We start from the raw sequence: 21,774 nt of genomic DNA, 5'->3' as shown, positions 1-21,774 counted from the left end.
TTAACACGCCGTCATCCCGCCATGGCACGCTGCGCGCCATGCCCCCGCCCCCCTCCGCCGGCATGCGCGTCCTGCTCGTCGAGGACCAGCACGACATCGCCGCCAACATCTGGGATTTCCTCGAACGCCGCGGCTACGAAGTCGACCATTGCGGCGACGGCGCGACCGGGCTGGCGCATGCGCGACGGGGCGGTTTCGACGCGATCGTCCTCGACCTCGGCCTGCCCCGCCTCGACGGCCTCGACCTGTGCCGCGCCTTGCGCGACGCCGGCGACGGCGTGCCGGTGCTGATGCTCACCGCCCGCGACACGCTCGACGACGTCCTGCGCGGCTTCGAACACGGCGCCGATGACTACATGGTCAAACCCTTCGCGCTGAAGGAACTGGATGCCCGCCTGCGCGCCCTCCACCGCCGCGCAGCGCCGGCCGCCGACACGACCGTCGGCACGGTCCTGTCCTACGATGCCGGCACCATGACCGCCCTGCGCGAAGGCCGCCGCATTCCACTGACCCGCCTGCAGGGCCGGTTGCTCGAGACGCTGTTGTCCGAGTCCCCGCGCATCGTGCCGCACGAACGCCTGCTGCGCGCCGCGTGGGGCAACGACACCGCCGACATGGGCGCATTGCACACGCAGATGTATGAACTGCGCGCGCTCGTCGACAAACCCTTCGGGACGCCGCTGATCCGCTCCGTGCGCGGCGTCGGCTACCAGGTGCCCGGCGCATGAGCGCACGCACGCCCGCATCGTTGCGCCGCCGCGTGACCCTCGCGTGCGCCGCGCTCGGCCTGGTGATGACCTTGCTGTTCGCCGCCGCGGTGATTGCGATCACCGAGGATTACGAACACGTCATCGCCTCCGAAGTGCTGCGCGGCCAGGCCGAGGATTACAGCCTGCGCATCGCCAATCGCCTGCCGGTGGAGCTGCCGCGCACGCAACGCCTCAGTGGCTGGCTGGCGAAACCCCCGGACGACCTCGGACGCTTCGGCCTCGGCGTGCACGAAGACGAGCGCCACGAAGGCATCCATGTCGGCGTTTTCGACACGGCCGCCGGCCGCATGTGGTTCACCATCGACCTGGGCGACATCGAACAACTCGAAGTGCACCTTCGCCTGTTGCTGGCGGCGATGGTGGTCCTCGGCGTGGCGCTCGCCGGCTGGCTCGGATGGCTCTTCGCCGGCCGCGCGCTCGCGCCGGTGCGCGCCTTGTCGCAGGCGGTCGATCGTCTGCCCGTCGCCCCGCAGCCCACGCGCCTGCGCGATGGCCTGGCGGATGACGAACTCGGGCACCTCGCGCGCGCGATCGACGACTACCAGGCGCGCCTGGTCGACGCCGACGATCGCCAACTCGCCTTCTTCGCCGATGCCAGCCACGCGTTGCGCACGCCCATCGCCGTCGTGCAGGGCGTGACGGAAGTGATGCTGGACATGCCGGCGCAGGACGACGCGGACGCCGCGCGCTTGCAACGACTGGATCGCGGTGCGCAGGAACTCGGCGAACTGGTCGAACTGTTGTTCGGCGCCGCGCGTCGCGCGCCGGTGAAACGCGAAACGATGGACACCGCCACGTTGCTGTCCGAAGCCCTCGCGCCGTGGCCCGAGCGGACGACCATCGACGCCACCGGCGCATTCGACGTGGCGCATCGCGAAACCGTGCTGCTGCTACGCGCGCTCGTCCGCAAGTACTTGCGCGACGCTCACCGCATCGTGGCGAGCCGCAGCAACGGTCAACTGATGCTCGTCGATGCCGACGCGGTCCATGACGACGCGCCGCGTCGCAGCGACGCCGGCGCGCTGTCGCCGCTGCTGGCGCGCGCGGCCGAACGCGCCGGCTGGATGCTCGAAGCCGTCGCGGGCCGCGTGGTGCTCACGCACGCGGGCTGATCACGGACGCGCGAGGCGCGCGAACTCGTTGCGCGTCGCCAGCTCGATCCCGTCGGCCAAACGCGTTTCTTCCGCGGCGAGCGCGCGTGCCTCCTGCGCCAGCCGGTTGTATTCGGCCAGGTCCGCGTCGTCGCGGAACAGCGGCCCGCGGTTGTCGAAGGAGATGCGTCCCTCGCGTGAGGAGAGGAACGTGACCAGCGCGTACAACGCATCGGCCTGCGTGCGCTGGTTCTCGCGCATGCGCTGGGCGTGGGCGTCGATGCGTTCGAGCGCTTCGCGCACTTGCTTCGTGCGCTCGCCGCCCGAGCGCGCGTCGACTTGCCGCAGCAATTCCATGTCCGATGCGTTGCGCGCGGCGGCCAACTCCGCGCACGCGGCGCGGAAGCGATCGACCGCATCGCGCGCTTTCGACGCGCCCTCCGGTTCCGCGATCCGCTTCGGATCCATCGCCGCCGAGTGCACGGCCACCTTGCGACGGTACTCGCGCAAGGCTTGCCGATCGCGCTCGGCGGCCGACCACAGGGCGGAGGCGACGTTGGAGACCACCACCGCCTGCGCCGCATCCTCGCGGCTGCGCGCCTCGCGCATCGAGGCGGACGTGGCCGCCAGCGCCAGGATCCCGAGCCCGACCACGAACACCCCCACGCTCCACGCGACCTTGCGCGCGGATCCCGCCACAGTCCCTGTCGCCGCCATTGTCCTCGCCCTCCCCCAGGGTCGTCCCGCGATCCTAAGCGGCCGTTGGGCGAAAGGCCAATTGCGTGCGCTTCCGGTCACTGGTCTGCTGGCCCCTCCCTTCGCGCGCGGGGCACATCGCCATGGCCAGGTCACTGAGAGGATTCGTCGTCGTGTTGCTGATCGCGAGCGCGCCGCTGGCCGCGCAACAGATCGCCACGACCGCCTCGGAACGTTTTGCGCGCCTGGACGTGAACCACGACGGCGGCCTGAGCAAGTACGAAGTCGACGCCGACGTGTTCATCGCCGCGCTCGACAACGACGGCGATCACCTGGTCAGCCCGTCCGAACTCCTGCCGTTGCTCGGCGCCGATGCGACCGAGGCCACCGCGCTCGACCGCGTGCGCGTCGCCGACCGCAACGCCGACGACAAGCTCGACGTGAACGAGCTCGATCGCGGTTCGGAAATGCGCTTCAAATGGATGGACGAGAACGGCGACGGCAACGTCGACCCGCAGGAACTGGCGGCGCGCTTCGGCGTGAAGATGGTGAACTGACGGTCGCCGTCGACGACGGGGTCAGCACCCCGTCGTTTCGTTCGTCGCCGCTTCCCCGACCAACTCGCCCTCGCCTGCCTTCGACGAGAGATACAACGTCGGCTTCGAGACATTGCTGCGCGACGCCGTGTCCATGATCAGGTCGAGCGCGCCATCGCGATCCAGGTCGCCGGCGAACAACAGCTTCGGCGCCTTCTCGTCGGCGATGACGGGCGCGGGATTTGCGGCTTCGCGATAACCGTCCATGCGCAGCAGCACTTGCTGCTTCGCGCCCTCCTGCAGGCGCACCTCGCACTTCACGCGCAACTGGCCGCCGCGTTCGCCGTCGTCGACGCACACCGTGCGCACGTCGAAGCGGCGCTCGCCGAGCGGCAAGGCATGTTCGGCCGCATTGCTGTCCGCGATCGGCGCCACCGGCACCGCGCCTTCGGCCAGGCCCTTTCCGCGCACGAGCATCATCGCGTCGGGCACGGTCGCGGCGACTTCGGTTTCTTCCTCATCGCCTTCCGTGATCTTGCGCACCTGCACCTTGGTCGCGACCAGCGCGGCATCGTCGCCATCGAGCCGCAACGCCAGCCACGCCTCGCCATCGCGCGCCACGGCAGAGTTGCCGTGGAAGGTGCCGAGCGGCTGCAATGCCGTCGCATCGACGCTCATCGTGGCCGCCAGCGCCGCCGAAAACACCAGTCCCGTGATCATCGCCGCCGTCCGTTTCCGAGCCGCATTTTCAATCGCAACGCGGTGCGCGGGAGGAACCGGACGTGAAAAAGACGTCGATCCGGCGCATGCGAAACTCCGCGCCATGCACTACACGAGCGGACAATCCGTGTTGCCCGGCGACCGCGTCGCCGCCGACGGCCTGAAAGGCAAGGTGGTCGCCGTCATCGACGACAACCTCTACGCGCCCGACTATCCCGCGGCCGAGTGGTCCTACCTGGGCGAAGGTTTGATCATCGAAACCGAAGAAATCGGCGTGCTGCACTTGCCGACGATGGGCGAAGACATCGTGTTGATCGCGCGCCTGATGGACACCGCGCACGGCTGATCACTTCGCGCGGATCATCTTCTTGAGGGTCTCCGAGTGCAGCGCGATGTGCGCCGCTTCGTCGTCCTGCGAAGCAGAACGCAGCAGATATTCGCGTTCCTCGAGCACGCGCAGCGCCTTCCACAACGCATCTTCCGCGCGCGCCGCCTGTGCATGCAGGAGCGACTGCAGGGAATACGCGTGGCCGGTGTGGCAGCGATAACGCGGCGGATGCTTGCCGGAGAGCGACCACAGCACGCCGCTGCAGTCGGGGCAGACGATCTTGGACGGCACGCCGATATTGTCGAGGTCGTCCATCGGCTCCGGTTCGCCCACCGACAAGCGATGCTCTTCGAGCAACGGCGGCGGAATCTCCTGCGCCATTCCCGCCGGCTCCCGCATCAACGACACCAACGTGTCGGCGAGCGACGCGCGCGTGACCACGCGGTCGCACGCCACGTGGTCCAATGCGCTGCGCGGCATACCCGGTTCCTGCGCATCCTCGGGATCCTGCACGACGGCGAGGCCACCGCACGCCTTGATCGCCAGCAAACCGGCGGTGCCGTCGTCGAGACGTCCGCTGAGGATCGTGCCGATCACGCGCGGCCCGTGGGCGATCGCGGCCGAACGAAAGAGCGGATCGATCGCCGGGCGCACGTGATTTTCCTTCGCATCGTGCGTGAGCCGGATGTGGTTCCCGACGAGCAGCATGTGCCGATCCGGTGGCGCGACATACAGCGTGCCGCGTTCCAAGACTTGGCCGGACGTCGGGTGCACCGCCGGATTGCTTCCGGAATCACGCAGCAATTCAGGCAGGTAACTGCGGTGCGCGCCGATGTGCTGGACGATGAGGATGGCGCCCGGGAACCGCGCGGGAAGCGCGGCCGCCAGCTCCAGCAGCACCGGGATCCCGCCCGCCGACGCACCGATGACCACGATATCCCGCAGCGGGGAGGCTGATCCCTTCATGCGCTGGATGTTCTGCGGCGCTGCGTGACAGGCCGGTCGTCGCGCGGCCCATCCGCCATGTTCACGCGGGCGATGGCCTCCTATGCGGCGCAGGTGGAGGAGACGGATGCAGCGTGACGACGACAGGCGGCTCGACATTGCGCAACCCGGCGACGGGCAGCGCCTCGACGACTTGCGCGGGATCGCATGGCGTTTCCTTCGCACCACGCCGATGCACGCCGCACTCGTCATCGAAGTCGACGGCACCATCGACTGGGCCAATGACGCCGCGTATCACATCTTCGGCGACATGGAACTTGTCGGCCGCCAACTTGCCACCTGCTTCGTGCCCGAGGACCAGGCCGGCGGCGTCCCGGAATTCGAAACCGATGTCGCGCGCGCGACGGGCTTCATGGAAAACGACCGCTGGATGCGCCGCGCCGACGACTCCCGTTTCTGGGCCGAGGGCGCGACCGTCGCGTTGCGGGACGATGGCGGCGAACTGCTGGGCTACCTGAAGATCCTGCGCAACCGCACGACGCACAAGATGGCGACCGAGATGCTTCGCAACCAGGTCACGCAGAGCGAAGCGCAGGCCGCGCATTGCGAGGGCGCGATGATCACGCTCGCACACGAGCTGCGCAATCCGCTCGCAACGATGATGGCGTGCGCCGACCTGCTCGACCGCCTGCCGCCGGACGATACGCGCATCGATTCCACGCGCGCGATGTTGCGCCGCAGCCTGGGCTATGCCGCGCGCATGGTGGACGACCTCGTCGATTCGACGCGCGCGGCCACGGGACGCTTGTCGCTGCGCACCGAACCGCTGGAAGCAGGCGACATGTTGCAGGCGGCCATCGCGACGGCCAAGGAACGCGCACCGGCTCGCGCACCGCGCGTCTCCCTGATCCTGCCGGCGGCGCCCGTGATGATGGAAGCCGATCCGTTGCGCATGCAGCAGGTGTTCGTCAACCTCGTCGGCAATGCGATCCGCTACACGCCCGAAGACGGCCGCATCTGGGTGACCGCCGTGCAGCAAGGCGAGCAAATCCTCGTCAAGATCGAGGACACCGGCATCGGCATGACGTCCGAAGTGCTGGACCACATCTTCGAGATGTTCAGCCAGGCCCGCGAGACCTCATCGCAAGGCGGCCTCGGCATCGGGCTGACGCTGGTCAAGCAGATGGTGCAAATGCATGGCGGCAGCGTAACCGCGCAAAGCGACGGGCCGGGGAAAGGCAGCAAGTTCATCGTGACCTTGCCGATGCGACAGGTGGAAGACGCCGCGCCGGTGACGGAGTCCTGAGGCGACCTCAGGCGGGCAACTTCGACTTCCGTATTATTCTTCGGGGATGAAGCGAGCATTCCTGGCGACGATCTGTGGATTGATGTTGTGCGTGGCAGCGTGCGCGGACAGCCGGACCCGCGATACGCCACCGTCGGCGTCCGCCCTCGTGTCGTTCGAATTCCTCGGATGCGCGGGCGACTGGCCAAGCGACGCGCCGTTCCATTCGACGGTCCGGCGGTTGACGCGCGACAACCAGGTTACCTTTCTCGTCCGACACCCCGACACGTGCGGGTTGAACGCGGCGCGCAACCCGACGTTCCGCTTGCAGGACGGCGTGCTGCAACTGGACTACGACCTCTATTCGCCCGATGGCTCGATCGTCATGTGCGATTGCGAGTACTTCGCGAAGTTCACGTTCGACGAATCGATGATGATGATCCGGCAGGTGCGTTTCGAGGACGAGAAGCCGCAGAACGTCTGGTCGGAATGAGCGCGGCGGGCTACTCGCCCGCCGACGGCGCCAGGCGACGAATCACCTCTTCCAACGATGCGACCCGCGCTTCCAGCTCGGCCATGCGCTCGCCCATCGATCCGCCGCCACCCGGCCCGTCGCTCTCGACCGCGCCGCGCAATGCCTCGACATCGACCGGCCCGCTCAGCAAGTGCGTGTAGCGATCCTCGCGCTGCCCGCCCATCTTCGGAATGCGAACGACGAGCGGCGCTTCGCGTTCCTGCAAGCGATCGAGTGCGTGCTGCAGGTCGTCCTGGCTGGCGAACGTCGTCATGCGGTTTGTGCGCAGGCGCACTTCGTTCGGCGTCTGCGGCCCGCGCAGCAGCATCAGGCCGATGATCGCCAGTTGCGGCGGCGTCAGGCTGTAAACCTGCGCGGCCTTGTGTTCGAAGCGCAACGAACGCGCCGAATGCGCACCGCGCACCAACCCGCGCTCCTCCATGCGGCGCAGCGCGTGGGCGACATCGCCCAGCGTGAGCTCCATCAGCGGCTCGCGATTGGTCTTCTGGTTGGAAGCCACCTGCACCGCGTTCTCGGTCAACGGGTATTGATCGGGCGTGGTGGCCTGTTTCTCGATCAGGCAACCGAGCACGCGCGCTTCGGTGGGGTTCAACAGCGGGAAGGGCGATGGGGAATCGTTGGTCATGTTCGCCAAGTTCGGTCAGGCGTGGTGCCCGGAGTGGGGATCGAACCCACATGACCTTGCGGTCGAGGGATTTTAAGTCCCTTGCGTCTACCAGTTTCGCCATCCGGGCCGGGCGCGGCGCAGCATATCGCGATCTGCGCTAACCTCCGCATCGGCCGGCTGGGGAGCCGGGATTCCGGGAATCTTCGATGAGTGAAGTCGTTGCGCGGCAACCGAACACCGCGGCCAAGGCCGCGTGGATCTGCCTGGTCATCGCCTGGGTGACGTTCCTCCTGCCCGTCCCCTTCATCGGGATGCTGGGTTGGGCGCTGAACCTGGTGGCCTTCATCCTCGCCATCGTGGCGATGAACAAGGGCGGCGCGATGTCGGGCTTGTTCCAGTTGCTCGCCTCGCTGCTGGTCTCGCCGTTCGTCTACCTGATCGGGGTGATCTTGTTCCTCGGCACGCTCGACAGCGCGCCGGATTGGTCGGAGATGATGCGCGACCACGCGTCGTTCTCCAGCTCGGGCAACAACGCGGCCGAAGAAGCCAATCGCGCCGCGGGCGAGGCAGACATCGCCGCGATCGAAGCGATGGCCGATGCGGCCTCGGGTGCGCCGCCCGCGCAGGCGTCGGTGTCGGTGCCGGCGAGCGCTTCGACGCGCTGATTCCGGGGGCTTCCTATAAACTGCGCGACTGTTTTCCGGAGTCGCGATGGAAGCTTTCCTCGTTTCGACCGGCGTCGTCGCCCTTGCGGAAATCGGCGACAAGACGCAGTTGCTCGCCTTCGTCCTGGCCGCGCGCTTCCGCAAGCCGTGGCCGATCATCGCCGGCATCTTCGCGGCCACGATCTTCAACCACACCGCCGCCGGCGCGCTCGGCGCGTGGCTGATGCATGTCATCGGCCCGGATGTGCTGCGGTGGATCCTCGGCCTGTCGTTCATCGGCATGGCCGCGTGGACGTTGATCCCCGACACGCTCGACGACAAGGACGCGCAGGCGAAGAAACATTGGGGCGTGTTCGGCACCACGCTCGTCGCCTTCTTCCTCGCCGAGATGGGCGACAAGACGCAGTTCGCCACCATCGCGCTGGCCGCGAAATACGCCGCGCCGGTGGAAGTCGTGCTCGGCACCACGCTGGGGATGATGATCGCCAACGTGCCCGCCGTGTTCCTCGGCGACAAACTGCTCTCGCGCGTGCCGATGCGGCTGGTGCACATCGTCGCGGCCGGGCTGTTCGCGGTGTTGGGCGTGCTGACGCTGGGCGGCGTGGGCGCGCGTTTCGGCTTCTGAAACGGCCGCTTGCGGCGGCTCAGTAGTTTTGCTGGCCGCGGTCGGTTGTTTTGCTGAGGCGCCGCCGGGGCGCCACGAACAGACTGACGCTCCCGTCCCTTCGGGAGGCCGCCATGTCCCCGCGATTGCTGCTGCTGGTGGTCGTCGCCCTCGCCTGCGCCTCGTGCAAGAAAGACGACGCGAAAGCGCCTCCCACCGCCACGCCGGCACCCGCCGCGACAGGGGCCGCCGCACCGTCGCCGGCCGCGACGACCGCCGCCGCGCCTGCTGCACCCGCCGCGCGCGACCGTGTGTTCACGCAGGAAGAGTTGGCGCAGATGGTCGCGCCGATCGCGTTGTATCCCGACCCGTTGCTTGCGCAGGTGTTGATGGCCGCGACGTATCCCGGTGACGTCGCCGACGCCGCGGCGTGGTCGAAGGAACACCCCGATGCGAAAGGCGACGACGCGGTGAAACTCGTCGCCGATGAACCGTGGGACCCGAGCGTGCAATCGCTCGTCGCCTTCCCGCAGGCGCTCTCGACGCTCGGCCAGGATCCGGCATGGGTGCAACGCCTGGGCGATGCCTTCCTCGCCCAACCCGACAATGTCATGGACGCCGTGCAGCAGTTGCGGCGCAAGGCGAAGGACGCGGGGAACCTGGCGACCAACGAATATCAGAAGATCAGCACGCAACCGGCGCCACCACCTTCGGAACCGGCGCCGGTGTACGACGACAGCGGCTCGGGCGCGATGGTCGCAGCCGCGCCGGCGGCATCGACCGACGTGATCGTGATCGAATCGGCCGATCCACAAACCGTGTACGTGCCCGCGTACAACCCCACGACGGTGTACGGCACGTGGTCCTATCCCTCGTATCCCCCGCCCTACTATCCGCCGCCGTCGTACTACTACCCAGGCAGCGCGCTCGCGCGTGGGCTCGCGTGGGGCACGGGCGTGGCGATCGCCGACTCGTTGTGGGGTGACATGGACTGGAACGACCACGACGTCGACATCAACGTCAACAGTTACAACAGCATCAACACCAACCGGCAGATCAACGCGAGCAATCGCAACTGGCAACACAACAGCCTGAATCGCGACGGCGTGCCCTATCGCGACCAGGTGAATCGCGACCGGCACGCCAATCGCCTGCCTGATTCGGCATCGCGCGACCACATGCGCGGCGACGATGCGCGGCGCGCGCAAGCACGGCAGTCGATGGAACGCCGCGGCATGGAGGCCCCCGCGCGCACGAATCGCGAAGCGCAGCAGCGCGCGCAAACCGCCAGGCGTGAAGTGGAACAGCGCGGCGGCGCCGATGCAGCCCGGCGCGGTGGTGATGCCGCGCGGCAACATGCGGGCGCAGGCGCGAATCGCGACGCCGCGCGACAACATGCAGGCGCAGCCGGCAACCGCGACGCCGCACGCGAACGCGCGGCCGCAAGTGCCCAACGTGCGGGTGGCGCCGATCGCGCCAACGCCGCCAATCGGCAGCAGCACGCGGGTAATCGTTCGGCGCAGAATCGCCAGCCCCAGCAACATCGCCAGCAAGGCGCGAACAACCACGCCTCGCGCGATGCCGCACGCCAGCAGATGAGCCATCAGCAACGGCCGCACAACGACGCATTCGCCGGCGCGCGCTCTCCGCAGCAATCGCACGCGGCCTCGCAACGCGGACGCGCGAGCCAGGCGCAGGCGCGACAGGGAGGCGGCGGGAATCGCCAGGCCTCGCACCAGGTCAATCGCCAACCGCGCGGTGGTGGCGGCGGGCAACAACGCCAGGCCGCGCAACGCGCGCCGAGTGGCGGGCATGCCGGTGGAGGACGCCGTCGATGAACAGATCGCTCCCGTTCGTCTCGCTGATCGCGCTGGCATTCGCGACGCCCGCGTTCGCGCAACAAGCCTTCCCGTCGCCCGACTCCGCCGGCGACGCACTCGTCAAAGCCCTGGGCACGAAGGAAGCCGACGCCATGCAACTGGCCGCGCTGCTCGGCAAGGATTGGCGCACCTACATCCCGACCGGCAGCGTGGACCGCACCGACGTGGATGCATTCCTCGCGAAGTACAAGGAACGCCACGCATGGACCGACATCGATGCCGAACGCAAGATGCTCGCGGTCGGCGCCGACAGTTGGACCTTGCCCGTGCCGTTGCGCAAGGACGCGAAAGGCTGGCACTACGACCTCGCCGCGGGCGCCGATGAGATCCGCGCACGTCGCGTCGGCCGCAACGAAATCGACGTGATCGAAGCCCTGCGCACGTACCACGATGCGCAGAACGACTACGCCGAAATCGATCGCGACGGCGACGGCGTGCTCGAATACGCGCGCAAACTCGTGAGCACCGACGGCCGCCACGATGGCCTGTATTGGGCCGACGACGACAGCGGCGAGATCAGCCCGCTCGGCCCGTTGTTCGGCGACGACACGCCGAAATCCGACTGGCACGGCTACCGCTACCGCATCCTCGAATCGCAGGGTGCTTCGGCCCCGGGCGGCGCGTACAAATACACGCTCGGCGACAACATGAGCCGCGGCTTCGCCCTGGTCGCATGGCCCGTGAAGTACGGCGACACCGGGCTGAAGACCTTCATGATCAGCCACGACGGCGGCGTGTTCGAACGCGACCTCGGCAAGGACACCGACAAGACCGTGGCGAAGATGAAGACCTTCGACCCCGACAGCGGCTGGCAGGCGATCGACGAGCCGAAGCCTTGACTTGTGGCACTGTCCGGACGGAGGCGCCGATGGCCTGATCGCGCGTCACCGCTTCCGACCGGACCGCCGCATGCGCCTTTCGCTCACCCCGCTCCTCGCGCTCACCCTGTTGTCCGCGCCCGCATTCGCGCAGAGCGCGCCGCACGCCGAACCGCCGTCTAACCCGGTGGTCACGCCGATCCCGCCTGCGAAGGACGCCGACACCACGACGATCGACGGCCTGATGGCCGCGTTGTACGACGTGATCTCCGGCCCGCCCGGCCAGGTGCGCGACTGGAACCGCATGCGCTCGCTGTTCGTGCCCGGCGCGCGGATGATGCCCGTGGGCGGTAAGTCGAAGGACGCCGTCGGCATCCGCCTGCTGACCGTCAACGACTACGTCGCCTCTTCCGGCCCGCTGCTGCTGGAGAAGGGGTTCCACGAACGCGAACTCGCACGCAGGACCGAGCAGTTCGGCAACATCGCGCATGTCTTCAGCACATACGAAGCGAAGATCGAAAAAGACAACGTCACCCTGCGCGGCATCAACACCCTGCAGCTGATGAACGACGGCAAGCGTTGGTGGATCGTCTCGCTGATGTGGCAGGCCGAAACGCCGGACCTGCCGTTGCCGAAGGCCTACCTGCCGGCGAAGTAACCCCTACTTCGCCTTCTTCTTCGCGTTATGCGCCGCGGCCGCGCGAACCAGCGCGGCCAACGCCTTCTCGTCGATCGCCTCGCCGTCCTTGATGTCGATCGCGCGGCGTGTGTTGCCTTCCAGGCTGGAATTGAACAAGCCCTTCGGATCCGGCAGCGCGGCGCCATTGGCGAACGTCAGCTTGACGTGCTGTTTGTAGACCTCGCCGGTGCAGACGATGCCCGCGTGCGACCACACCGGAACGCTCCACTTCCATTCTTCGACGATGCCCGGGTCCGCCGCGCGAATGACCGCACGCGCTTGCGCGAGCGTCTTCCCGCGCCAGTCGCCGAGCTCCGCGATGCGCGCGTCGATCAACTTCGACGCCGCTTCGCCGCTTTCCTTCACTCCACCAGCCTTGCCCATGCGTGCACCTCGTGTCGGATGGCTACATCTTGACGCCCGGCAAACGACCCGCCTGCTTCACCCATTCGGTGAGCTGCGCGGCGTCGAAACCGGAAGGATCGATATGGAGATAACGGACGTCGGGCATCTTCGATTCGACGGGCGGCATCGGGTTGAGCGATGACCCGCGGAAGAACGCGACCTTGATGTAACGCTCGAAGCAATGCAGCGACAAGAACCATCCCTCGCGATCGGGCGCGCCGTAGAACGGCGAATTCCACTTCACTGCTTTGCGAACGCCGGGGAGGGTGTGCTCGATCAGCGCATCGATCTCGCGGCCGATCTCCTGCTTCCACTCGGGCATCGCCGCGATGTACGCCTGCACGGGCGCGTCGCCCTCGCCTTTCGGGATCTGCGGATTGCCGCCGGACAGCAGCGTGACCTGGGACTTCGACAAGGTGGGGGCTCCCTGGCGTCGTGGACCGGGAGCTTACACGACCTGCGTCAGCCGCCGCCGCGCACCTCGATCACTTCGAGATCCTTGTGCGCTGGCCCGTCCAGCAAGCGCCCGTCGGCGCGGAACCGGCTCCCGTGACACGGGCAGTCCCATGTGCGTGCGTCGCCGTTCCATGCGACCCGGCATTTCAGGTGCGGGCATACCGGCGAGAGTGCGACGACGCTGCCGTCGTCGCGGCGATGCACCGCCAGGGTGTGGCCATCGATCTCGATGATGCGACCTTCGCCGGCGGCGATGTCCGCGAGCGCCGTGTGGTCGACGTGCTTCAGGCGGTCGCCCACCATGTGCTTGACGACGGTCGCGTTCTCCTCGGCCCACCCCTTCGCCGATTTCACCGGCGTGACGCGCGCGGGGCGAAGCAGCGCGAAGTCCGCGACATCGCCTTCGACGATCTGTCGCGACAGTGCATGTGCGGCAACCGTGCCCCACGTCAATCCATCGGCGCCGAAGCCCGTCGCGATGAAGACATTGTCGTGCGCGCTGCGGCCGATGTAGGGCAACCCGTCGGCGGAACGGAATTGCTCCGCGGACCACGCGTGCGTGAATTCCTCCACGCCGAAATGCCGCATCGCTTCGCTGCGTAGGCGCGCCAGATGGTTGCCTTCTCCGGGTTCACCCGTCGTGTGCTTCTCGCCGACGGCGACCGCGTGCAAGACGCCGCCAACGCGCGTGGCGCGCAGCGACAGGCCGGTGTCGCGCAACCAATGGATGCCTTCGAATGCGCGCCCGCCGGGCGCCGGCGCGGCGATGCCATATTCCGTCGACGCTTTCATCTCCGCCTGCACGAGGTTGAAGCCGACGGGCGAGTGCGTCGCGAGCACGATGGCATCGGCGACGAGTTCGCCCGCGTCCGTCTTGACCAGGCCCTTCGACGCATCGACGTCGAACACGCGACTGTCCTCGAACAATCGGGCACCCTGCGCTTGCAATCGCGCGGCCAGACCGGCCGCGTACGCATACGGATTCACCTGCGCCTGCCGATCCATGCGCAATGCGCGTGCCATCCCGAACGGCGCATTGCCGCGCTCGTGCCATTGCGGGTGCAGGCCGGCGGCGGAAGCGGCGTCGAATTCGGATTCGAGCTTCGACAGGACGTGCGCGCCCTCGCCTTCGCAACCGATGAAATGCGGAACGCGCTTGAACTCGCACTCGATGGACAGCTCGGCGGCGATGCGTTCGATGAGATCGACGCCCAGCAACCGCAACGCGACCACCTGCCCCACGATCTCCGCGCTCCATTTTTCGCGCAAGGCGTGCAGCCCCTGCCCGACCGTCCCGTAGAGGTTGCCGGTGGAACGCCCGGTGTTGCCCGCGCCGAAGCGATCGGCCTCCAGCACGGCGACACGCCGCCCCTGCGACGCCAGCAACCATGCGGTGGTCAACCCGGTGATCCCGCCACCGACGATGGCGATGTCCACTTTCACGGAGCCCTGCAGTTGCGGACATGCGGGCGTCGCGCGGACGGCCTCCTGCCACACGCTCTTCATCGGCGGGCTCCTTGCCGGGCCTCCCTGTGTACGCCACGGGCCGTGGTGGTCGCGTCGTCAGTGCTGCTATAACGACCGCCGGAATGGGGGAAAACGACGATGCGTCCCGAGAACCTCGACCGCGCTGCGCGACGACGCTTCCTGCTGGCCGCCGTCGCGTCCATTGCGACCTTGCTCATCGGCCTGCTCGTGTACTCGTCGGCGGTCGCCACCGCATCGCTGCGGTTCGGCTACTGCGGCCCGTCGTCGCTCGATCATGCGCAGGCCGCATGCCGTGTCGGCACGAAGCTGCTGTTCTTGTCCTACGTGCTGTTCGTCGTCGCGCTGGTGCTGGCCGCGGTGGCGATGTGGTTGCGGCGGTCGATCAACAAGCGCAAGTCCTCCACGAAGCCACGATAGGCCGCCTCCTGTTGCGCCGCAGGTTGGCGCAGCACCCACGCCGGATGTACGGTCGCGAACGCGCGGGCGCCGCTCGACAAGCGCTCCCACTGGCCGCGTTGCTGCATCAGCTTGAAATCCGCGCCGAGCACGCTGCTTGCGGCCGTGGCGCCGAGGCACACGACGGTGTCGGGCTGCAGGAGTTCGAGTTCCCGCGCCAGCCATTGCCGGCAGGCGCGCGCGTGGCCGGGTTCGGGGGCCTTGTGGAGGCGATGCTTGCCGCGGCGTTCGAATCGGAAATGCTTCACGGCGTTGGTCAGGTACAGCGTATCGCGCGCGATGCCGAGTTCGTCGAGCGCGCGTTGCAGCAGCTTGCCCGCGGGACCGACGAAGGGACGGCCGCTGAGGTCTTCCTGGTCGCCGGGTTGCTCGCCGACGACCACGATGCGCGCGTCCGTCGGGCCTTCGCCGAAGACGGTTTGCGTCGCCGGCCCCCATAGCGGACAGGCACGGCAATCGCGGGCGTGCGTGCGCAACGTGTCGAGGTCGCCGGCGGGCGTGTCCACGGCCGGCACCGCTTCGGGAATGCGGCGGCGCGGCGGTTGCGGCATGCGCTCGGCCATCGCTTCCACGCGCGCACCGGCTTCGCGCAACAACGTCGGCAGCACGTGCGCTTCGGGCAAATGCTTCCAGTACTTCTGCGGCATTTCCTGCCGCATCATCCGCGGGTTGAGGCGCGCGGGGTTGAAGATGTGGGCGTAATACGTGCGCCATAGCGATTCCTGCGCGTCGTCCGCCGGTGCGTCGCTGCGGACCGCGCCGGGCGCGAACACGAGCGCTTCGCCGTTCCAGTGCACGCTGCGGTACGGCGTGAGGATCGACCAGCGCATGCCGGCGAAACGCCGTTCGAAGAAGCCGGAGACGCGGTCGACGATGTGGTGTTCCGGCTCGAACCACGCGATGAACGCGCCTTCGACCCCTGGCACTTCGCGGAAGCGCACGAACGCCTTCATCTTGTGGAGATCGCGTCGCACGGACTGGTCGAGCGTCATCGCCCGGTGCGTGTCGATGTCGGTCGCCAGCGTGCACAGGTGACGCTCACCGTTCGCGATGCGCCAGGCCATGCGGTACAGCAACGCGGGAGCGTCGGCGTCGCGGTGGCAGACCACGCGCGCGGCGAGGTCGAAGAAGTCGCGCGGCATTGCCGGCACCTCGCGCACGGGTGACGCTGATTCGATGGCACGACCTGCGAGCAGGCCACCCTGCGCATCGCCGTGCCAATCGATCGCGTCAGGGGCGATGTTCGCGCGCAACGCCAACCGCGCCTGCGCGCGCCAAGCATCGAAATCCCAGACGGGATCGACCGTCGCGGACCACCGCGCGCTCATGCGGCGAACAGATCCGCTTGGCGCGGCTTCGGCGCAAGGTGCGCGCGCAAGGCCGACGGATCGTCCAACTTGCGATGCGGATGGTGGTCCAGCAGCGACACGAACGGCAGCACTTTCGCCAGCGGCGCACGCAGGCGCGACAGATCGGCGACCCGCAACCGCCCGTGCCGGCGCGATTGCACGATGCGCGCGACGTTGCGCGTCCCCAGCCCCGGAACCCGCAACAGCATCTCCTTCGGCGCGGTGTTGAGATCGACCGGGAAACGCTCCGGATTGCGCAACGCCCAGGCGAGCTTGGGGTCGATGTCGAGATCGAGCATCGTGTTCGCCGACTTGGTGGCCGCCGGCGCGATCTCGTCGACGCCGAATCCATAGAATCGCAGCAGCCAATCCGCCTGATACAAGCGATGCTCGCGCTGCAACGGCGGCGCCTGCACCGGCAACTTCGACGAGGCATCGGGGATCGGGCTGAAGCCGGAGTAGTACACGCGGCGGAGTCGATAGTTTCCGTAGAGGTTGTCGCTGGCCAGCAGGATCGCGCGGTCATCCGCAGCATCGGCGCCCACGATCATCTGCGTGCTCTGCCCCGCGGGCGCGAACTTCGGCGGCTTGGCTCCCCTCGCCGCCTTGCGTGCTTCCTTGCCTTCTTCGATGCGCCAGCGCAGGTCGCCCATCGCGCCGCGGATGCGCGGGAGGTTCTTTTCAGGCGCGAGCGCGGAAAGCCCGGTTTCGGTGGGCAACTCGACATTGATGCTCAACCGATCCGCGTATCGGCCCGCGGCCGCCAGCAACTCGGGCGCCGCATCGGGGATCGTCTTGAGATGGATGTAGCCGGCGAACCTGTGGTCCTCGCGCAGGCAGCGCGCGACTTCCACCAGTTGCTCCATCGTGTAATCGCTGTTGCGGATGATCCCGCTGGAGAGGAACAGCCCCTCGATGTAATTGCGCTTGTAGAAGTCGAGCGTGAGCCGCACGACCTCGTCGGTGGCGAACCGCGCGCGCCGCACATTGCTGGACACGCGATTGACGCAGTAGGCGCAATCGAAGATGCAGAAGTTGGTCAGCAGGATCTTCAGCAGCGACACGCAGCGCCCATCGGGCGTGTACGAATGGCAGATGCCCATGCCCTCGGTGCTGCCGATGCCGCCGGTCTTCTTCGAATCGCGCTTGCCGGCGCCGGACGACGCGCACGAGGCGTCGTACTTCGCGGCGTCGGCGAGGATGCCGAGTTTGGTGAGAGTGTCCATCGCGCGCGAGGGTGCGCGCGATGGGTCTCAATCCGTGAGATGACGGATGAATGATTCAGGCGATGCGTGAAGGCGTCGCCATCGCACTACCAGAAACGCCACCACGCCCTCGCCCGCTTCATGCGGCCGCGCACGACATTGGCCTTCACCTTCTGCGATTGCAGCGAGATCGGCGCGTTCGGATTGCGGGTCGGGCAATCGGTGCGGTAGTGGATCGTGTAGGCGCGGTAGGCGTAACCGATATCGAGGCAGCCATCGCCGTTGAAGTCGGCCAGGTGCACGTTGCCGGGCTGGGGCTGGCGGTTGCCGTATGCGGCGTAGCGCAGGATCTGCGGCGGCTGCAACCGGCCGTCTTCCTGCAGGAAGATGTGCGGCATGGACGCGAGGTTCATCATCAGGTCGTCGTCGCCGTCCCCATCCAGGTCTGCCGCCTTGATGACGTAAAAGTTCGCGGTGCCGCCGACCGGAATGCGGAAGCTGTCGTGCGTGACATAGCGTCCATCCGGGCCGGGGTGCAGGAACCGGAACAGGAACCCGATGTCGACCGTGTTCGGGCCCGTCTGGATCTGCGAGTACTCCGCGACGACCAGGCTGCGCACGCCGCCGAAGACGCCGGAGGTGATCGCGTAGGGCCACTGCCAGTAGCCGGGCGTGTAGGCCGTCCACGGTTGCCCAAACAACCCGGTCGCCGGATTGGCCAGCGCGACGCCGACGTTCGACGAGCCCATTTCGGTACCGAGCATGTCGAGGCGGCCGTCGCCATCGGCGTCGGCGAGCTCGAACGAGTCGAGGCTGTACATCGGCCTGTAAACCGGCGCATCCAGTGTCAGGGTCCCGCGCCCTCGGAAGATCGCCACGCCCAGCCCTTTCACGCGCAACAGCACGTCGGCGAATCCGTCGCCGTTGAGGTCCCGGATCTCCGTCTGCACCAACCCGCGTCCTTTGAGCGGATAGTCGAACTGTGCGACTTCGCGATAAGGCCCGCTGGGCGTACGCACCAGGATCGCCATCTTGTCGTTGGGGCGCTTGAGCACCATCTCGGCGATGCCATCGCCGTCGAGGTCGCCGAACCCCAGGCTCTCCGGTTCGTATTCCCCACCCTCGAACATGCCGGAAAACTGGCGCGCAACCTGCATCGAACCATCGGGTTGTTGTTCGTAAAGCCAGAACTGGGGATCCAGCGACCTGCCCTCTACCGGCGCGCGCGCGAACATGAGCAACATCACGTCCATGCGCCCGTCGCCGTTGGCATCGGCCACGCGCGCCGAGGCGGCATCCCGGCTGAGCTCCGCATTCTGCTGATAAGGCAGCTGGATGCCGTCGGCATTGAAGAGCGTCGCCGACGCATTCGCCGAGAACAGGCCCGAGGCGAGCACCAACATCGCAACGAGGGGACGCATGTTCATCGGCGAATCCCCGTGGGAACCGTATCGGCGCTGCCGGTCACGTGCCGCCAGTACGCATCCACTCTGCTGCGATTGTTGAGGGGGTTGCCGTCGCCGCCTTCGTCGAGCAGGAAGGCGATCGTGTGCACTTGCGCCTCCTTGCCTGCGGCCATGGACAGATTGAAGACGAACTCACGGGTCGTTCCCGCGGCCATGTCGAACACGCAGTCGAACATGCGACGCGGCACATCCGCCGGTCGCTCGACGCATCCCTCCGGCGGCCGCACCTGGAATCCCAACGGCGTGGGGTCCTTCACCGCGGGCGAGATGTTCACGCGCATCGTGCGCAGGGCGAGCGCCTTCGTTCCGCGCACGTGCGCGACCGAGACGACGGCCTTGTTGGCGCGCACATCGGTCGTCACGGCCAGATCCCCGACTTCGCACCCGACGCCGCGATACAGATTCATATGGTTGTGGTCGGCCATGAGCTCGTTCGCCGTCAACAGGTCGGGGCAACCGTCGTTGTTGAGATCGCCGGCTCGCGCGGCGAACAAGGGCCAGCCCGCATCGATCAACGCACTGCCCTGGAAGACGCCGGGCTCGATCTGCCGATAGACGAACATCGCGCCGGTGCCGGGCCCGTTTTCACCGCCGAATGCGAAGTCCGCCAGGCCATTGAGGTCCATGTCGACAATGGCCGGCATGCCCACGCGCAGGAAGGGCGTGAGGGTCCCGACGTGTTCGAAGTGATACGGCGCCGTCTGCAACGCGACTTCGATGGTGAATCCATCGGCGTCACGGCCGCCGAGCAGCGCGTCCGGCAAGCCGTCTCCGTCGATATCCCCGAAGACGTTGGCGGTTTCGCCCACCGTCGGCATGGTGCGCAGCTGTCCCCAGGGTTCCTGGCGGAACAGGCACTTCGTCGGACACAAACCGGAGAAGGCGTCGAAGTACCCGTCGGCATCCAGATCCACCTGGTACTGCGAAACCGCCGCCTTCGACGTGGCCGTCATGCCGCGCTGATCGGTGATGCCGGAAAATGCGAATCGGGCGCTGGTGTATCCGCGCAGCCAACCGACCGACTTCTTGCCATCGGGCAGGCGGTCGTTCGCGCGCGCATACGCGATCTTGTAGCGGAAGGTCACTTCCGGCTTGGAACTGTCGGAGTCTTCGAACACCTCCCACAAATCGTCGCGGCGGTCCTGGTTGACGTCGAGGACGCCGAATCCGATCCCCCAGCCAAGGAAACCGAAATTCTCGACATGCACGAGCGTGTTGGTGTCAGCGCGATACTCGAGCATCCGATACGACCAGTCCGGATGATTGAAGCTGGTGCGCATGACGATCTCGAGGCCCGGATCGGGTGTGATGTTCGCCAGTGCCAACTGTTCGAAGTGGCAGTCGTCGATCTCGTAGGTCGCGGGCCACGAGAACCCATCCGGCGTCTGCAACGTCACCGACACGCCGCACTTCCACAGGTTGAACATGCCGTACTGCGTGACGATGTCCAGGAGGCCATCGCCGTTCATGTCGGCCAGCAGCGATCCGCGCGCATCGGGCCCCACGTAGATGGCGATCGGCTTTTCGAGCCGCCATTCGGCGCGCGCCGTATGACTGGACACGCATCCCGACACGACCGCGGCAAGCGCGATCCAGTGTTTGAGTGACATTCGGATTCCCCCCGGTTCCGTCGCGCAGTTTATCGCGCCTTCGAGCCCCCGACCGCCCGCCACCACGCGTCACGCGGCCACCGACATTGGCATCGCGCGCAAGACCAGCCATGGCTGTTCGTGCAGTCGCGGCGTTGGCATACTCCGATGCGCCCGCAACGGGCCACCAGGGGACACAATGAAACGTCATGCCATCCACGCGGCGCTTAGCGCCTCGTTGCTCTTGCTCGCCGGCTGCGCGCCGGGGTCGTATGCGGTCAAGGATCCGAGTCCGTCGAACGTTCCGTACGCCACCACGTCCGCGGCGACGACCACGCTGGGCATCCACCATCAGTCGGCCGGCGCCGCCCCGTTCTTCAGCGGCAGGCTGCCTGCGACACTCGATTACTCCGGCAAGCCGCTGCAGCCCGCGGCGTTCCTCGAGAAGTCCCTCCAGGCCGAATTCGCCGCACGCGGCTTGCCGATCACGGTGTCGTCGGCGTCGGATGCGACGACGTTCCCGCGCCTCGATGTGGCAGCGTTCAACATGAAGAACTGGCGCACGAACGCGTATACGCCGTTCATCACCTTCACCAGCCTCAGCACCGACCTGGAAACCGCGACGGGCAAGAAGCACATCGCGGTGTTCGTCAAGCGCGGCAAGGTGCCGGTGTGGTCGTTCGACGAAATCGTCGAGCCCACGTTGAACGAACCGCTGTCGCTGGCCGTCAAGGAACTGGCGAGCAAGGTCGCGTTCGAGCTGTACGGCGCGAAGGCCTCCGATGAAGCCGTCGACGCGCTCGCCGACAAGGTGACGCACGCGAAGGACGACAACTACCTCGACGTCTACGCCCTGGGCTTCACCAACAACGCGCGCGCCATCCCGACGCTCGCCAAGCTGACCACCGCCGACGCCGAATACGTGCGCATGGCCGCGATCTCCTCGCTCGGCAATCTACGCGCGGTGGATCAGTTCGACCTGCTCAAGAATCTCTCGACCAGTGCCAATCTCTGGCAGGACCGCGCGATGGCGATCAAGGCCATCGGCGACCTGGACACGCCGGAAGGCCGCGCGTATCTCGGTGAACTGAAGACCCGGATGCAGAGCTCGAAGGAAAACGAAGCGAAGTGGACTGTGGACCTGATCTCGCTGTACATCTGAAGATCGGAACACGACGCCCCGCATGGTGCATGCCATGCG

General features: G+C 67.2%; 24 protein-coding genes and 1 tRNA gene. 13 read left to right on the top strand and 12 right to left on the bottom strand.

Annotated features, from left to right (window positions below; all coding sequences use genetic code 11):
- The first annotated feature begins 38 nt into the window (after positions 1-38).
- On the top strand, positions 39-728 hold the full coding sequence (locus LF41_RS07880) for a response regulator transcription factor (RefSeq protein WP_237577684.1): 690 nt from the start codon (positions 39-41) through the stop codon (positions 726-728).
- Positions 725-1,882 (top strand): sensor histidine kinase, encoded by a 1,158-nt coding sequence (locus LF41_RS07875; protein ID WP_036168260.1) that lies wholly within the window; start codon positions 725-727, stop codon positions 1,880-1,882. Before LF41_RS07880 ends, LF41_RS07875 begins: the two co-directional genes overlap by 4 nt.
- On the opposite strand, the gene LF41_RS07870 is transcribed toward LF41_RS07875, so the two are convergent.
- A complete protein-coding gene (locus tag LF41_RS07870) occupies positions 1,883-2,560 on the bottom strand; it encodes a hypothetical protein (RefSeq protein ID WP_036168258.1) in 678 nt (225 codons plus the stop codon).
- A gap of 140 nt (positions 2,561-2,700) precedes the next feature.
- Here LF41_RS07870 and LF41_RS07865 point away from each other — a divergent pair, with 140 nt between their 5' ends.
- Positions 2,701-3,114: an EF-hand domain-containing protein gene (locus tag LF41_RS07865; RefSeq protein WP_152599938.1), complete on the top strand. Its 414-nt coding sequence runs from the start codon at positions 2,701-2,703 to the stop codon at positions 3,112-3,114.
- A gap of 21 nt (positions 3,115-3,135) precedes the next feature.
- On the opposite strand, the gene LF41_RS07860 is transcribed toward LF41_RS07865, so the two are convergent.
- Entirely contained in the window at positions 3,136-3,813 is a 678-nt protein-coding gene (locus tag LF41_RS07860; RefSeq protein ID WP_036168252.1) for a hypothetical protein, read from the bottom strand.
- Positions 3,814-3,916: 103 nt separating this feature from the next.
- On the opposite strand from LF41_RS07860, the gene LF41_RS07855 reads away from it, so the two are divergent.
- Complete coding sequence (locus LF41_RS07855; RefSeq protein ID WP_036168249.1) at positions 3,917-4,159, top strand: hypothetical protein; 243 nt, start codon at positions 3,917-3,919, stop codon at positions 4,157-4,159.
- Here LF41_RS07855 and LF41_RS07850 read toward each other — a convergent pair whose 3' ends face one another.
- Positions 4,160-5,107 carry a chemotaxis protein CheB gene (locus tag LF41_RS07850; protein ID WP_036168247.1) on the bottom strand — a complete coding sequence of 316 codons (948 nt, stop codon included), beginning with the start codon at positions 5,105-5,107 and terminating at the stop codon, positions 4,160-4,162.
- Between the two features lie 106 nt (positions 5,108-5,213).
- Between LF41_RS07850 and LF41_RS07845 the strand changes: the two genes are divergently transcribed.
- Together LF41_RS07845 and LF41_RS07840 are read left to right on the top strand one after the other, a co-directional pair.
- Complete coding sequence (locus tag LF41_RS07845) at positions 5,214-6,392, top strand: PAS domain-containing sensor histidine kinase (RefSeq protein ID WP_036168244.1); 1,179 nt, start codon at positions 5,214-5,216, stop codon at positions 6,390-6,392.
- 46 nt (positions 6,393-6,438) lie between these two features.
- Positions 6,439-6,864, top strand: coding sequence for a hypothetical protein (locus tag LF41_RS07840; RefSeq protein WP_152599937.1), 426 nt, complete (start codon positions 6,439-6,441; stop codon positions 6,862-6,864).
- Positions 6,865-6,874: 10 nt separating this feature from the next.
- On the opposite strand, the gene LF41_RS07835 is transcribed toward LF41_RS07840, so the two are convergent.
- Both LF41_RS07835 and LF41_RS07830 read right to left on the bottom strand, forming a co-directional pair.
- Positions 6,875-7,531: a YceH family protein gene (locus LF41_RS07835; protein WP_036168240.1), complete on the bottom strand. Its 657-nt coding sequence runs from the start codon at positions 7,529-7,531 to the stop codon at positions 6,875-6,877.
- A gap of 22 nt (positions 7,532-7,553) precedes the next feature.
- Positions 7,554-7,640 (bottom strand) — tRNA-Leu (locus LF41_RS07830).
- A gap of 79 nt (positions 7,641-7,719) precedes the next feature.
- Between LF41_RS07830 and LF41_RS07825 the strand changes: the two genes are divergently transcribed.
- The 5 genes from LF41_RS07825 to LF41_RS07805 all read left to right on the top strand — a co-directional run bounded on the left by LF41_RS07825 (position 7,720) and on the right by LF41_RS07805 (position 12,138).
- Positions 7,720-8,178, top strand: a complete 459-nt coding sequence (locus tag LF41_RS07825) for a hypothetical protein (protein WP_036168238.1) — start codon at positions 7,720-7,722, stop codon at positions 8,176-8,178.
- A gap of 46 nt (positions 8,179-8,224) precedes the next feature.
- Entirely contained in the window at positions 8,225-8,803 is a 579-nt protein-coding gene (locus LF41_RS07820; RefSeq protein ID WP_036168236.1) for a TMEM165/GDT1 family protein, read from the top strand.
- 113 nt (positions 8,804-8,916) lie between these two features.
- Positions 8,917-10,620, top strand: coding sequence for a DUF3300 domain-containing protein (locus LF41_RS07815; RefSeq protein ID WP_052116232.1), 1,704 nt, complete (start codon positions 8,917-8,919; stop codon positions 10,618-10,620).
- Complete coding sequence (locus LF41_RS07810) at positions 10,617-11,501, top strand: DUF2950 domain-containing protein (RefSeq protein WP_036168233.1); 885 nt, start codon at positions 10,617-10,619, stop codon at positions 11,499-11,501. The genes LF41_RS07815 and LF41_RS07810 overlap by 4 nt, the downstream gene beginning before the upstream one ends.
- Before the next feature lie 70 nt (positions 11,502-11,571).
- Positions 11,572-12,138, top strand: a complete 567-nt coding sequence (locus LF41_RS07805; protein WP_036168230.1) for a hypothetical protein — start codon at positions 11,572-11,574, stop codon at positions 12,136-12,138.
- A 3-nt stretch (positions 12,139-12,141) separates the two neighbouring features.
- On the opposite strand, the gene LF41_RS07800 is transcribed toward LF41_RS07805, so the two are convergent.
- From LF41_RS07800 to LF41_RS07790, 3 genes are read right to left on the bottom strand one after another with little or no spacing between them, the layout of a single operon-like run.
- Complete coding sequence (locus LF41_RS07800; RefSeq protein ID WP_036168227.1) at positions 12,142-12,543, bottom strand: DUF1801 domain-containing protein; 402 nt, start codon at positions 12,541-12,543, stop codon at positions 12,142-12,144.
- A gap of 22 nt (positions 12,544-12,565) precedes the next feature.
- Positions 12,566-12,979, bottom strand: coding sequence for a DUF1801 domain-containing protein (locus LF41_RS07795; protein ID WP_036168224.1), 414 nt, complete (start codon positions 12,977-12,979; stop codon positions 12,566-12,568).
- 47 nt (positions 12,980-13,026) lie between these two features.
- On the bottom strand, positions 13,027-14,526 hold the full coding sequence (locus LF41_RS07790; protein WP_036168221.1) for an FAD-dependent oxidoreductase: 1,500 nt from the start codon (positions 14,524-14,526) through the stop codon (positions 13,027-13,029).
- Between the two features lie 99 nt (positions 14,527-14,625).
- On the opposite strand from LF41_RS07790, the gene LF41_RS16730 reads away from it, so the two are divergent.
- Entirely contained in the window at positions 14,626-14,925 is a 300-nt protein-coding gene (locus LF41_RS16730) for a hypothetical protein (RefSeq protein ID WP_152599936.1), read from the top strand.
- Here the strand turns inward: LF41_RS16730 and LF41_RS07785 are convergent.
- From LF41_RS07785 to LF41_RS07770, 4 genes are all read right to left on the bottom strand, one after another.
- Positions 14,829-16,292 carry a UdgX family uracil-DNA binding protein gene (locus LF41_RS07785; RefSeq protein WP_036168219.1) on the bottom strand — a complete coding sequence of 488 codons (1,464 nt, stop codon included), beginning with the start codon at positions 16,290-16,292 and terminating at the stop codon, positions 14,829-14,831. The genes LF41_RS16730 and LF41_RS07785 overlap by 97 nt on opposite strands.
- Positions 16,289-17,539: a putative DNA modification/repair radical SAM protein gene (locus LF41_RS07780; protein WP_036168216.1), complete on the bottom strand. Its 1,251-nt coding sequence runs from the start codon at positions 17,537-17,539 to the stop codon at positions 16,289-16,291. Before LF41_RS07780 ends, LF41_RS07785 begins: the two co-directional genes overlap by 4 nt.
- Before the next feature lie 86 nt (positions 17,540-17,625).
- Complete coding sequence (locus LF41_RS07775) at positions 17,626-18,945, bottom strand: FG-GAP repeat domain-containing protein (RefSeq protein WP_036168213.1); 1,320 nt, start codon at positions 18,943-18,945, stop codon at positions 17,626-17,628.
- On the bottom strand, positions 18,942-20,594 hold the full coding sequence (locus LF41_RS07770; protein WP_036168211.1) for an FG-GAP repeat domain-containing protein: 1,653 nt from the start codon (positions 20,592-20,594) through the stop codon (positions 18,942-18,944). The genes LF41_RS07775 and LF41_RS07770 overlap by 4 nt, the downstream gene beginning before the upstream one ends.
- 178 nt (positions 20,595-20,772) lie before the next feature.
- Between LF41_RS07770 and LF41_RS07765 the strand changes: the two genes are divergently transcribed.
- Complete coding sequence (locus LF41_RS07765; protein ID WP_036168209.1) at positions 20,773-21,735, top strand: HEAT repeat domain-containing protein; 963 nt, start codon at positions 20,773-20,775, stop codon at positions 21,733-21,735.
- Positions 21,736-21,774: the final 39 nt, after the last annotated feature.

The organism is Lysobacter dokdonensis DS-58, assembly GCF_000770795.1.
In the GTDB taxonomy this organism is placed as follows: domain Bacteria; phylum Pseudomonadota; class Gammaproteobacteria; order Xanthomonadales; family Xanthomonadaceae; genus Noviluteimonas; species Noviluteimonas dokdonensis.
The sequence above is the reverse complement of the archived record's forward strand: the minus strand, read 5'-3'. Positions and strand labels throughout refer to the sequence as shown.